The sequence below is a fragment of the Legionella steelei genome (genome assembly GCF_001468005.1).
Taxonomy (GTDB): Bacteria; Pseudomonadota; Gammaproteobacteria; order Legionellales; family Legionellaceae; genus Legionella; species Legionella steelei.
In genome coordinates, this window is record NZ_LNYY01000021.1 from 425,767 (window position 1) to 439,315 (window position 13,549).

The window sequence follows — 13,549 nt, forward strand, 5'->3', positions numbered from 1 at the left end:
GCAATGAGTGTATCAATTAGTTTTTAGAAAAAAAAGGGGTGTTTCGGTTCTTAAATCCAGAAAAAGCAATTGAAAACTGCAGTGCACGCGATGCCTCAATCGCTTTTTTTAGGTTAAATCATTGATCTGCTCTTGGCTTTCGCGCATTTTCTCCATTTTTAACAGTTTTTTTGCAGAAACTTAACACTATTGTTTTAATCTGTTTTTGATACTCATAGTACAATGGAACAAGTCATCTCAATTCATCCGAATGAGTTTTTTTATGGGAAAAACAAAAATTAGTCTCATAAAACATACTTTTTTTAATCATTCCTTTAAAAAAACTGATTTTTCTTTTAAAGAAGAAGAGTTTAGTTTAGATCAATTAAATTATGAGTTTTCATCTTTATATCAAGTGCTTCTCTCGAATAAAACCCATTGGAATGAAGAGAATGCTGCAGTTCTTTGTTTATACTCATTATGTGATTTACTGATTTCCTATTATCAATTGGATTATGTTGGTTCTGATTTGGAACAATTAAAACAACGGCGCAAAGAACTGAAAAACCTTTATAAAATCGATCTTGCTCAGAAAAAGCAAAAATCGAGTGATAATTTCCCAGAGTTCATAATGGGGGGAATAAGGACGGGTCTGTCCTCATTAAAGAGTATTTCTAAGCTGCGCAAATATATAGGCAATATCAATACGGTGCGCTCCCAATTCTCTTATAGCCGTGGTTTTGCAAATTACGCAATTGTTTATCTGCAAAAAAGCGCTATTTCTGAATTAATCAAAGAGGTTAATAAAGCGCTTGGTAATCAATACAGTTTTGTTGAAGGAGTTTATTTTTTAGATAAATCACGTGAGGCCATCACTGATATAGGTATTGCCCTCTATGCATTGCGTTTTCTTATTCATTTTATTCTTTTGATGAAACATATTATTGAGTCTGCAATAAACGATGAATTATCAACAAAGAAAGTACTGAAACAAGAAATGGAAAAACGTGGATTTACTATGGCGAGCGATTTAGTTTGGGCGGTAGTAGGGTTACTCACGACGTATAATAAAGTTTTTCACATTGCTGAATCAGCTTCTTCAGTCATCGTCATTGCATTTCTGATTTTTGATGCACTTTTGTTTTTAGCTCAATGGTTTTTTGAAGCGAATCGATATCAGAATCGTTTGCAGACGTTGCAGCGTCAGTTAAAAGATGCGACTACGCTGGAACATGCGGTGATTCAACGACAAATTGATGTATTAAATGATGAATGGGAGGCTCAATGCACCTATTTTACAATCAACATTGTTGCAGCAAATCTAATCGCCACCAGTTTTGCAATCAGTTTATTATGCACGGGGCCACTGGCTTTGGCTGGACTTGCCTTGCTTAGTTTGCTGGGTAATGCCTTGTATAATACTGCAGAAGAGTATAAAAAATACCAAAAATCTGCGATAGCAGTACGCCGAGAATTGACAAATGGTACGATTTTAGATGACGAGCATCATCGTCAACTCTTAAGCGTACTCAATGAAAAATGTGATAAAAGCTATCAAGACTTTTGGAAAAGCTTGGCATTTAATGTTGGAGGTATCGCATTCATCATTACTGCAGCTGTAGCATCTTGGCCAGTTGCTCTGGGTTTAACCTGTATCTATGTGGGCTATCGATTATACGATATGTATCAAAAACAGCTTACCGCTAAAAATGATACATCTGAAGATATTTATCGTCTTTTAGAGCCGGACGAATCTGCAAGAGCCACTGTGCAATTTGCTTAGGCTCAGGTTCTATTTCACTATGCTGGCCAAACTGCTCTGTTATCTCGAGTTCTCCCATATCGTGGCTGGGCTGGGTTGTTAAGCCCAGCCTACGCTTAATTATGCTTGCGAAATGTAAACTGCCTTTAATAATCACACTATTACCGCAATACCTACATTAATATAATGTTTAAAATTGCCCAAATAATTGTGTAACTGTTGTCCACCGCTGAGATTTAATATGGTATTGGGAAAAACAAGAAAGGAAATTCCCCCATCAAAATTATAGCCAGAACCTTGGGTCGCGCTAATTTTACTTTGGCCGTATAGTTCTACATAAAGAGAAATCTTTGCAGTAGGTGAGAAACCTAAAGAAATATCAGGGTTAATCGTGTTGAAGTAATGGCCTCCACTAAGCCTTGGATCACTGAGTCTGCTCAAACCAAGCTGTGCAGTAATACTGAGCTGATTTATTTCATAATATGCAATTCCATTGAACGTTACTCCCCAGTGATTAGTGCCATAAGCAAAACTTCCAGTTGGGGTATTAGCAATCCCTTGGAGCGCAAAAACCCAATTATTTTTGTAGTTGATGGTGTGTTTTAGGCCAAAGCGATTATCCGTAGCACCTGATTTAGGAATACTTTTTTGGTCAATATAGTTGGATGGGAATACAAAAAATTCATTATTTGATGGTAAACCAATACGCAGATCTGTATTCGGAAAGTTTTGTTGGGCACCGGCATGATCGGGTAACTGCTGATTAATGTAATTTAATTCAACAAATGCCTTTTTAAAGGGGACGGAGCATGGGCTATTTACATTACTGGGAGAATTGATAAGGGTTAATAAATCAGAGCAAATATCATTATCGGCAATGGCCGCGTATGGGATTGAAGCAAGAGTGCAAAGAAAAATTTTAATTAATGTATTTTTCAAAACCAATCGACTCCATTAAATAGGCAATAAAAATTATTTTGTGCCTCCAAATATTATAAAAATACCATCTAGACTATGAATATAAAAATTATAATTTTAAGGAATAAATTATGGCTGTTACAACAGGATTATCTGGAAATGAAATATATTGTTTACAGCTTAAAAATTACTCACCAGGAACCATAGTTGTTGGCAATAGTGTTCATTCTTTGGGGATCATCGGCAGTGTGGGGTCTGGTTTTAAAGCGATATTAGGTGGTGAGTTAACTCAGATTACATCGCTTATAGAGGAAGGTAGAGAAACAGCATATAAACGCATGCTAGAAGAGGCTGTAAGCAAAGATGCAACAGGGATTACTGGTGTCACCAGTCAATTAATTGTCCATGGAGCAAATATTGAGTTTTTATCAATAGGTTCGGTGATTTATGCAGACAGTGGAGCGGATAAAAACAAGTTTTCGACTTCAGCAGATGGTCAGGAATTATATGCTCAGCTTGATGCAGGGTACAAACCGATTTGTTTTGCTTTTGGCAATGTTGCCTATTCCATGGGATTAGGTCGGGGGATAATCGGTAGTTTAAAAACGTTAGCACGTGGTGAAATCAAAGAATACTCTGATATTTTTAATAAAACCAGACACTTAGCATTAAGTCGTATTATTGCTCATGCGAGACAATATAAAGCAAATGCTGTCCTTGGTATTAAGACTACTGTTCTACCTTTTGGTGGTGTCAATGAAATGCTTATGATAGGGACTGCTTCTCAGAATTCACAGTTAATCACGGATACAGATAATGATGTAGTAACTAGCGACATGACTAATATTGAAATGTGGAATATGGCTCGTTTAGGTTATGCACCTATGAAGTTGCTTTTGGGCACATCAGTTTATTCTCTAGGGTTAGTCGGTGGGATTACTTCGGCAATTAAAGCATTTGTGCGCGGGGAAATTAATGAGCTGACACGACTGATTTATAATGCGCGCGAGAATGCATTGGCAATTATCAATGAAGAAGCGCAGTCCATAGGGGCGGATGATGTAGTAGGAGTCAAAACTTATGTATATCAATTGGGCAATGGCTTAATTGAGTTTCTTGCCATAGGTACCGCCGTCAAAAAAACGAATCGCACCAAAACTGAATCAGAACAATTACCCCCTCAAGCAATCATTGTCGATAAAGATACTTTTTATGATTCGACCAATGCAGACAGTATGAATGTTAATGTGAACAGCGGCTCAAAGCCCATTAATAGAGGGAACTTATCTGTATTAGTTCCTTTTTTAATCATCATAATTTTTATATTTTTTCAATTTTTTATTAGGCATTTAACCTGATTTTTAGATAGCATCCCCCTTCAACTCTCGATTTTAAGGAGCAATAAAAGGGCTATGCAACTGAGAATAAAGACGATACTGCGGCGAGCTTAGCAAGGCTGCTTCCGCAGCGTGATAGGGACTATATGGTGTTTTAGCTCATTGTTCTAACATCTTTGGGAATTATGAGCTATTATTCAAACACCTCTAATAAGATAAGGAAATAAATCATGGCACAAGATTCTATGGGACAATTTTGTTGGAATGAATTAGCTACTGCGGATGTGAAGAAAGCGAAAGAGTTTTATAGCAAAGTATTAGGCTGGCAATTTAAAGAAATATTTGCTGACGAAACGATGACCTATACGCTCATACAAACGAACGATAAAGACGTTGGCGGTATGTGGCAAATCCCTACAAATCAACAAAAAGAAATACCACCACATTGGATGGCGTACATTCTGGTGAATAATGTTGCAGAAACTTTGGCAAAAGCAAAGCAAAACGGGGCTCAAGAAGTTAAAGGGGTGACTCAAGTCGGTGAAATGGGGCTTTTTGCAATTATTCAAGACCCTACAGGTGCTCACATTGCATTTTGGGAAACCAGGAAGTAAATTATTTATTGTCGCCTGGGTTATGGCTTCGCCTTCACCCAGGCGACACATCTTAATATTTCACCCAATCTTGCTCTGGGGAATTTTGCATAGGCAACAGTTCGTACGTTTTAAAAATATCCCCATCTCGCGATAAAAGAATCGCAATCGCCCTGGTTTGTTCGAAATGAGCAAAGATAATCATCATCATCACGGTAATTGGCACGGAGAGAAACATGCCTAATATTCCCCAGATTGCGCCCCAAACTGCTAAGGCCACTAAGATGACTAAGGGACTTAAATTCAACGAATTGCTTAAGAAACGTGGTTCAATCAAATTCCCTACAATAAACTGAACAGCTCCTAAACCTATGATGACTTCCGTAAAAGGAATCCACCCGGTAAATTGTACAATTGCCAGCGTAGCTGGAAACGCAATAGCAATAATTGCACCGATATTGGGAATAAAATTGAGGAAGAAAATCAGCAGCGCCCAAAATTCCGCGAAATCTAAGCCAACCCACTTCATAATAATCCAGCTGGAAATGGCGGTAAAAATACTCAAAATGGATTTTAACCCCAGGTAAGTCTGAGTGTCATTGACGATGTGGTTAATGATGTTGTTAATCAAAAGTCGTCCTTCCAATGAGGGAAACAAGGCATCAATTTTTTTAAAGAAAAAATGCTGCTCAACGAACAAAAACGCTACATATAATAAGATGAGTACGGTTGAACTTGCCAGAGTAGTGAATACTCCATAAACATTAACAATAATTGTTTGAAAATTCAGGCTTTTTATCATGCTAGTAATGCTTGCCAAAAGTTCAATATGAAATTTTCTATCGATATCATTAGAAATTTTTAATAAATTTTCTTGATAACGACTTGAGGCGGCGATGACATTATTCACATTATTCGTAATGATATTAATCAAAACGAAAATAAACACCGCAACTATGGTGAACGCGACAATCATACTGAGCCAATTAGGCAGAAGCGGGCCTAATTTGGGTATTCGCTGAATGATATTGCTTATGGTATTAAGCAGGTACCAAATAAAAATCGCGATTACAATAGGAATCAGAACATGGCTGCCAACAATGAGGAAGTAGCCTACTATCCATAGGACAATTAATCCGGATACAAAGGGAACCACACGACTCATAAGCCCGCTCCTAAGCACTGGGTTGATTGAGCAAAATGGTGTTTATTGCAGATGCCGCGAACATAAGACAAATTCCTTTTGAGTTTATTAGTTCAATAATAGTAGCATTGATAGATTAAGATAAGAATTGAAAAATAAAGATTATAAAAATTGATTTTCTGAACAAGGGAAGTGATTTACCTGTAGCCTGGGTGCACCAGGCTACAAGTAATATCTTATCTTAGAAGAGGCCTGGCATGCATGAATCCTCAGGATCTTCCTGAGGCGTGAGCTCAGTTTTTGCTTGATTAAATTGCTGTCTAAAATCGGCTGTTAGACCAAGCGTACTTTTCTCTACATCAAAATATGGTTCAATTCCAAGATATTCCTCTAGGAAGCGGTTGAAGTATGCTTTGAGCTTATTGCCAATACCAGGAGCTGCCATTAAAGTGGGCTCATAACTATAGAGAGCTGAGCGGCACTCAGTGGCAAAGTCTCGAACGCAGATCATGTATTGAATCATATTCATGCGTTGGCTAGTTTTTGCGTTAAATTTTTTCTGTATTTCATCTAACCTGGCATCAAGCTGTCTTAATGCATTGATGATGTCTTCAGAATGGGCGTTTTTTGCTTCAGCTTTTAATTCGACTTTTAAATCGCGGATTGTGTCGTAGATCTTTGGTTTGTCTGCAAAAACTCTATTTGCTCCGGCTTTCAGTTGGTCGACTTTTTTATCACCCCACTGAAAAAATTTTGTAAATGCCATGTTATCACCTCTTACTTTCGTTATAAAAAATACTATCTTTCTTTGGTTGTTGACAAGGGATGTGAATTTTAGCACAACTAGGACACAAAACAATACCAATAATCAAAAAAAGAACACTATGTGTATTTGTAGTGATTCAATTGATTAAAAAATAATCAATTATTTTGACTAAAGGCACTGGATCATCCATATGCACATGATGCCCTCCCTCAATCTCATACAGAGTACAATGTTTTATTGCACGCATTCTCGCTTGAAAAACCTCCTCAGGATAAGCTACCCCTTGTTTTGCGCGAATGAGGCACACTGGGGCCTCAATTGCTTGCAACATTGCTCTTAACTCATCTTCAAATGGAAGGGTGGAGCCTACACAGTGCAAACGTTTATCAAAAGTCCAATGCCAGCCTTCTTTATTTTTTATGGTACCTCGAGCAACTAAAGCCTCAGCAGCTTGATAACTGATAGAACCAATGTTCATTCGCTCATGGATGGCAGCAATGCGGTCAGTAAATAGAATTCTTTGTTGTGGGTTATAGGATAAATAACGTGCTGCATCTTGTTGTATTTTTGTTATTGCTTGCTCAATAAAATTAACTTTAGGTCCCAAAATATCAAGAAATATTAATTTGCCAACACGTTGGGGTTGGGCAATGGCCATGGTTGTGGCCAGTAATGAGCCTAATGAATGGGCAATGATATCAAAACGTTCCCATTTTAATGCTTTGGTTAGATGCAACATCAATAATGCATCATTTTTCCAATGCGGCATGACGCCTGCGGGATAATGGCTGGAAAATCCAGTGCCTGGATAGTCAACAGCAACAAGCTGTCTGTCAGGCATTAATGGTGCTAAGAAATCAAAGCTTGCCGCATTATCCAGTTTGCCATGCAAACACAAAACAGGATTGGGTTTTTCAGGATGCCAAACTTTTAAGGCAAGGCTAAAACCTGGAATGTGGATCTTTCGTTCTTCATAGTTTTGCATAAACTCTTACAAACCTCTTTGAACCTGGTGAAGATTTTATATTGTGCCGGTATAGGTTTATAGTCCAATGTGTGTAAAAAAAACGTAATATTAGTGTAAATTTATAATAGCCTAGCTCTGTTAGCGCAGTGTAATAGGGGTTTCTATAACCCGAAAAACCTCATCTGCAATCTGTTGTATATTCATTTTTTCAGTGTTAATACACAAATCACAATGTTCTTGGAAATCAAATCGTTTTAGCCAATGTAGTGCCGAACCTTTTAATCGATCGCCTCTGGCCTCTTCTCTGTGTGCAATGGTTGCCTCAGAAACATCAAGATATACAAATAAAACGCCATATTGCGCCAACGATTCTTGATAACTTTTAAATTCATCCATGGTTGTGATAAAGGAATCAACAATTATATTGAAGTCTTGCTCTGCAAGAAGCTTCAGGAGATTGGGTATGGTTAAATAAAGTTTTGAACACAAAGCCCCGGGTATGATTTCATAGGTTCCATCTGCATACTGTTGTGCGTAGCAAACGTCATTGGGGATACAAACTTGTGGATTATCAGGATGCAATCCCCCAAATTTATCGCCTAGCATGCCTAAATATCCATCGGTACTGAAGTTGAGCCAGCCATCACCAAGCCGACTTTGCATTTCATGACAAAGAGTTGATTTTCCCGAAGATGAAGTCCCACAAACTATAATAATCATTTTATGCCTTTAAACGAATAATAGAGATACCCTGATAGCTATCTGAAAAATAAATCTTTTTGATTCTACTGTGTTTTATTATGAAATATGAAGTGAATTAAGATGAGCTAAGGTTTAATTAATGAACAAATACTGCTACAGTATGTTTTTTTATCTATTTAATAACCAGAGTGTGCTTGATGCTAGAAAAATATGTGCAAAAAGGTATTCATTTTAAAAGAACCAAAGAAACTTTAAATATGGGATTCGAATTAGTAGCACAAGCAAAAAATGATGAAGCTAAAGCGGGTCCTGAGCTAGTAAAAAAAACAAAAAACAGTGTTGAAAAAATTATTACTGAGTACAAGGGCATTTTTGCGACCTCTTCATTATGGGCCACCCGGCAAACACAATTAATGAAGGACTTAAGGGCAAAGGTGGGTGCTGAGCAGCCTGATGAATCCAAAATATCTGATGCACCAAGCTTGAGCACCTAATAAACTCGTCATCAATAGGTGAAACGCATGTCAACACATAGTTCAATTCGTCCTGAAGATATATTGTCTGATGGAGTGGATAGCGCATCAATTCACGGCAAAATCGTAAGGAAAGGAACAATTGCTGCTTTTTTAGCGAATACAGAAACTTTGGAACATCCAAACAGTACCAAACAGCAAAAACAAGAAGCAATTAAGGCTATGAAAGAGTTAGCGCCAGCAGTAATTGCTGTAGGGTTGCATCGACATGTAGTATTTAAAAATAAAGAAATTGAACAAATTCTTATTGATGCTGAGCAATAAGGGTTTGTTGACAATCCGTGCTATCTCTCTATTGCTAATTCAAGTAACCGTAGGCTGGGCTGCTAAGACCAGCATGTAACAACGCCAATAGAATTAACTCTGCAAACGCTGGGCTTAGCAGCCAAGGCTACACTCGCTTGCGTGGGGGAGAGGCTAAAATCAGCTTGGGATGATGTAGCATTAGGGACTGCTATACCCTAGCAAAATCACCTATACTATGTATTGAATTTGCCCATTTATTACTAATTTCATGAATGCAACAACGTATCAAAGCCTAGCTTGGGCGCATCAGCTCGTACAAGATTGGTTTAGACAGAAAGTAGGTAAGCCCACCGAACCACAAGAGCAAGGATGGCCATTTATTTTATCGGGTAATGATACGCTGATTTCCTCACCTACTGGCTCAGGAAAAACTTTGGCCGCATTTTTAGCTTGTTTGGATGGCTTGGTACGTAAAGCGATATCAGGGCGTTTAGAGGATCGAACGGAGGTCCTTTATGTTTCACCACTCAAAGCACTAAGTAATGATGTGCAAAAAAACTTACTTGTGCCGCTGCAGGAAATTACCAAATTGGCCAAAGAACGTGGTATTTATTTACCAGAAATTCGTGTGGCCGTAAGGACTGGGGATACACCAACCAGTGAGCGCCAGAAAATGCTGAAACAGCCACCACATATTTTAATCACCACACCAGAATCCTTTTATATTTTATTAACCGCTGAAAAAAGCCGCCTTAATTTAGCGGACATCCATACTGTGATTGTCGATGAAATTCATGCCTTAGCAAACAACAAACGTGGTACGCATTTGCTTTTATCTCTTGAGCGTTTGGAAGCTCTCACTATAAAACCATTTATTCGTATTGGATTGTCGGCGACGCAAAAACCTTTGGAAAAAGTAGCACATTTTTTAACTGGTGCGAAAAAGACCAAAGTGAAATTAGTCGATATAGGGCATACACGCCAATTAGATCTGCAGGTTGTAGTGCCAGAAAGTGAGTTAGCCGCTGTTGCTTCCAATGAGATGTGGGATGAACTCTATGAAAAAATTGCTGCCTATGCAGAAGAAAATCGTTCTACTTTGGTCTTTGTGAACACGAGAAAATTGGCAGAACGGGTGGCCCATCATTTAGAGCAACGTTTGGGGGAACACAAGGTTTTGGCACATCATGGGAGTTTATCGCGAAAACTAAGGCTGGAGGCAGAAACAAAATTAAAAAACGGCGAACTGCAGGTCTTGGTCGCTACCGCGTCTTTGGAGTTGGGAATTGATATTGGCAGCATTGATTTGGTGTGCCAAATTGGCTCCCCGCGTGCCATTGCCACAGCATTGCAACGCATTGGTAGAGCAGGGCACTGGCATGCTGCAATTTCTAAAGGACGTATTTTTGCCACCACACGCGATGAATTATTAGAATGTGCTGCCTTAGTGTACGCAATACGCCAAGGTGATTTGGACCAGCTGATTATTCCTCAAGAGCCTTTAGATATTTTAGCGCAGCAAATAGTTGCTGCTTGTGCCACCCAGGATTGGGATGAGAAGGTACTTTTTCACACTTTTAAAAACGCTTATCCTTATCACCACCTAACATGGGAACAGTTTGATGAACTGCTTACTATGTTGTCTGAAGGAGTTTCTGGCGCGCGCGGGCGTTATGGCGCTTATATTCATAGAGACCAAGTGAATCATATTATTAAAGCAAGGCGGGGCAGTCGCCTTGCTGCAATTACCAGTGGGGGAGCCATTCCTGATAATGCTTTGTTTACCGTTATTGCAATGCCGGATAATGCGATGGTTGGTACTTTGGACGAAGACTTTGCTGTAGAGAGTAATCGCGGTGACATTTTTCTATTAGGTACGAGCTCCTGGAAAATACTGCGTATTGAAAACGGGCGAGTGCTTGTAGAAGATGCACATGGAGCCCCACCTAGCGTGCCTTTTTGGCTTGGTGAAGCTCCGGCACGTAGCATGGAGTTATCGCTTCAGGTGTCGCAGATGCGCGAAAAAATAAGTGAATTATTGCCGGAAAAAAGCCCACAGATTGTTGATACCAAGCATTACCCTGAAATTAAAGCTGCCATTCACTGGTTGGTGAGCCAGTGTGGTTTAGATCATTCCGCTGCAGAACAATTATTGGAGTATGTTCGTTTGGGGCGTCAAATTTTGGGTGCTGTTCCAACACAAAAAACAGTCATTGCGGAGCGTTTTTTTGATGAAAGCGGTGGCATGCAACTGATCATCCATGCGCCTTTTGGCGCCCGTATTAATAAGGCTTGGGGATTGGCTTTGCGTAAGAAATTTTGCCGATCGTTTAATTTTGAATTACAAGCTGCCGCGACAGATAATGGATTAAACATATCTTTGGCGGAACAACACAGTTTTCCTTTATCGGATGTGTTTCATTTTTTGCATACCAACACTTTAAAAGAAGTTGTAACCCAAGCGGTTTTACAGTCCCCTTTATTAGGCGTGCGTTTTCGGGCAGTCGCTTCACGATCTTTGTCATTATTACGTTTTCGTGGCGGTAAAAAAACGCCGCCAAACATTCAACGCATGTTGGCGGATGACTTATTGGCTGCCGTCTTTCCTGATGCAGCGGCATGCCAGGATAATTTAGGCGGTCGTGATGTGGCATTGCCTGAGCATCCACTTATAGAAGAAACAATGAAGGATATCCTAACGGAAGCTTTAGACCTTGATGGATTAACGCAAGTGATCCACGCTATTGAATCCAAGAACATAACCTGTATTGCAGTAGATACTCCAGTGCCTTCCGTATTTTCTCATGAAATTTTAAATGCCAATCCTTATGCGTTTTTAGATGACGCGCCTTTAGAAGAGCGACGTTCGCGAGCAGTAGAAATGCGTCGGGTACTTCCTGAAGCGATGTTGGAAGAGGTCGGTAAGCTGGATCCCAAAGCGGTTACCGAAGTTCAGGAGCAAGCTTGGCCAGATATACGCTCTGCCGATGAACTACATGATGTATTACAAACAGTGATTGTTTTTCCAGAAGCAATGCACATATCAGAGTATCAAGCGACGCTACCTATTTGGAAACAATATTTTATTGAGTTGCAGCAGGAAGGCCGAGCTGTATTGGCTACGGTTATGGGTAAAAAATATTATGTGCCTGCTGAAAAAAAGAAAACTTTTCATTGTATTTTTCCTCAGGCACTATTTGCTAACGAAATGGTTGATATTGAGGAAGAGCCATGCACACAAGATGAGGGCATCTTGAAGTCTCTTCGTGGTTGGCTTGCACATACTGGCCCAATCACTCAAAAAACGCTTACTCACTGTTTACAACTTCCATCTATAGATGTTGAACATGCTTTATTAAAATTGGAAGCGAGTGGTTATCTATTGCGTGGGAATTTTCGTGCAGAGTATGCCGGTGAGGTTGAGTGGTGTGAAAGACGTTTATTAGCACGTATACATCGGTATACTACAGAGTCGTTGCGTAAACAAATCAAACCCGTTACCCGGGCTCAATTTATGGCTTGGTTACTCCGGTGGCAGCATGTGGCAACAGGAAATCAGATGCGCGGTGAGAGCGGGTTGTTGGAAGTAATCAAGCAACTCCAAGGTTTTGAGCTCGCTGCAAATGCATGGGAGTCGGATATTTTCCCAGCACGGGTACACGATTATGATCTATTGATGTTAGATAAATTGTGTATGAGTGGTCTTGTGGGGTGGGGGCGGGTGTCGCCTCATCCTTCTGTTGCTGTTGTGGAAGAAACGAAAAAAATAAGACGTTTGTCTCCAACCCGAAATGCACCAATTACGTTTTTTGTCCGGGAAGAAGCCGATTGGATTCCCCCGCATGCACTTGTTGATAATATCGAAGAGGTAGAGAGTTTAAGCCATCCTGCACGTAATATTTACCGGTTTTTACAAAAATATGGCGCTTCATTTTATGCAGACATCGTGCGCGGTACAGGAAATCTGAAAATAGAAGTAGAAAATGGTTTATGGGAATTGGTTGCAGCAGGTATGGTCACTGCCGACAGTTTTGATAATGTGCGTACCTTGATGAGTACAAAACGTAAATACAGCAGTCGCCATCGTCGTAGACCACTGTTTCCACTGAGTACGGGACGTTGGTCTTTATTGCATGTCCATGCGCAAACTGATCAAGAGAAACGCATAGAGGCTGCATGTTGGATGTTGTTGAAACGTTATGGCGTCGTATTTCGTGATTTACTCGTTCGCGAGAAAAATATTCCACGCTGGCGCGAACTATTGATTTTCTTAAGACGCCTTGAATTACGGGGTGAGGTTCGTGGTGGTCGTTTTGTTGATGGATTTTTAGGAGAGCAATTTGCATTGCCTTATGCCGTAGATTCTTTACGAGCCATGCGCAATGAAGAGCTCAATGAAGTGCCACAAACCATTTCATCCGTAGATCCGTTGAATTTGGTGGGAATTGTATTACCAGGTGAGCGAATTTCTGCAGCAATGAGATCAGAGATTCGGCTGATTGGAGGACAAGTTGCTGCATATGGGGCATGATAAGCTAAGCACTTTGTAGTTGTTGCCTGGGTGAAGGGGGAAGCTGTAACCTGATAAAGAAGTGCATTTAT

Annotated in this window: 11 protein-coding genes; 6 read left to right on the forward strand and 5 right to left on the reverse strand. The window is 39.7% G+C overall.

The genetic code is table 11. From position 1 onward, the window contains the following. Positions 1-262: 262 nt before the first annotated feature. Entirely contained in the window at positions 263-1,762 is a 1,500-nt protein-coding gene (locus Lste_RS16515) for a hypothetical protein (protein WP_058512083.1), read from the forward strand. A gap of 132 nt (positions 1,763-1,894) precedes the next feature. Here Lste_RS16515 and Lste_RS16520 read toward each other — a convergent pair whose 3' ends face one another. Beyond that, positions 1,895-2,680 (reverse strand): transporter, encoded by a 786-nt coding sequence (locus Lste_RS16520; RefSeq protein WP_237760516.1) that lies wholly within the window; start codon positions 2,678-2,680, stop codon positions 1,895-1,897. Positions 2,681-2,790: 110 nt separating this feature from the next. On the opposite strand from Lste_RS16520, the gene Lste_RS16525 reads away from it, so the two are divergent. Next, entirely contained in the window at positions 2,791-4,017 is a 1,227-nt protein-coding gene (locus Lste_RS16525; protein WP_058512085.1) for a heavy metal-binding domain-containing protein, read from the forward strand. Between the two features lie 209 nt (positions 4,018-4,226). After that, positions 4,227-4,610 carry a VOC family protein gene (locus Lste_RS16530; protein WP_058512086.1) on the forward strand — a complete coding sequence of 128 codons (384 nt, stop codon included), beginning with the start codon at positions 4,227-4,229 and terminating at the stop codon, positions 4,608-4,610. 52 nt (positions 4,611-4,662) lie between these two features. Here the strand turns inward: Lste_RS16530 and Lste_RS16535 are convergent, their stop codons facing one another. From Lste_RS16535 to Lste_RS16550, 4 genes are all read right to left on the reverse strand, one after another. Beyond that, the gene (locus Lste_RS16535) at positions 4,663-5,754 is read right to left on the reverse strand and encodes an AI-2E family transporter (RefSeq protein WP_058512087.1); all 1,092 of its coding nucleotides are present in this window, start codon (positions 5,752-5,754) and stop codon (positions 4,663-4,665) included. A 220-nt stretch (positions 5,755-5,974) separates the two neighbouring features. Further along, complete coding sequence (locus Lste_RS16540) at positions 5,975-6,499, reverse strand: hypothetical protein (RefSeq protein WP_058512088.1); 525 nt, start codon at positions 6,497-6,499, stop codon at positions 5,975-5,977. 136 nt (positions 6,500-6,635) lie between these two features. Next, positions 6,636-7,484: an alpha/beta fold hydrolase gene (locus Lste_RS16545; RefSeq protein ID WP_058512089.1), complete on the reverse strand. Its 849-nt coding sequence runs from the start codon at positions 7,482-7,484 to the stop codon at positions 6,636-6,638. Between the two features lie 120 nt (positions 7,485-7,604). Beyond that, on the reverse strand, positions 7,605-8,186 hold the full coding sequence (locus Lste_RS16550; RefSeq protein WP_058512090.1) for a phosphotransferase-like protein: 582 nt from the start codon (positions 8,184-8,186) through the stop codon (positions 7,605-7,607). A 179-nt stretch (positions 8,187-8,365) separates the two neighbouring features. Between Lste_RS16550 and Lste_RS16555 the strand changes: the two genes are divergently transcribed. The 3 genes from Lste_RS16555 to Lste_RS16565 all read left to right on the forward strand — a co-directional run bounded on the left by Lste_RS16555 (position 8,366) and on the right by Lste_RS16565 (position 13,478). After that, positions 8,366-8,662: a hypothetical protein gene (locus Lste_RS16555; RefSeq protein ID WP_058512091.1), complete on the forward strand. Its 297-nt coding sequence runs from the start codon at positions 8,366-8,368 to the stop codon at positions 8,660-8,662. Between the two features lie 27 nt (positions 8,663-8,689). Next, the gene (locus Lste_RS16560; protein WP_058512092.1) at positions 8,690-8,965 is read left to right on the forward strand and encodes a hypothetical protein; all 276 of its coding nucleotides are present in this window, start codon (positions 8,690-8,692) and stop codon (positions 8,963-8,965) included. Positions 8,966-9,215: 250 nt separating this feature from the next. Next, positions 9,216-13,478 (forward strand): DEAD/DEAH box helicase, encoded by a 4,263-nt coding sequence (locus Lste_RS16565; RefSeq protein ID WP_058512093.1) that lies wholly within the window; start codon positions 9,216-9,218, stop codon positions 13,476-13,478. The last annotated feature ends 71 nt before the right edge of the window (positions 13,479-13,549 follow it).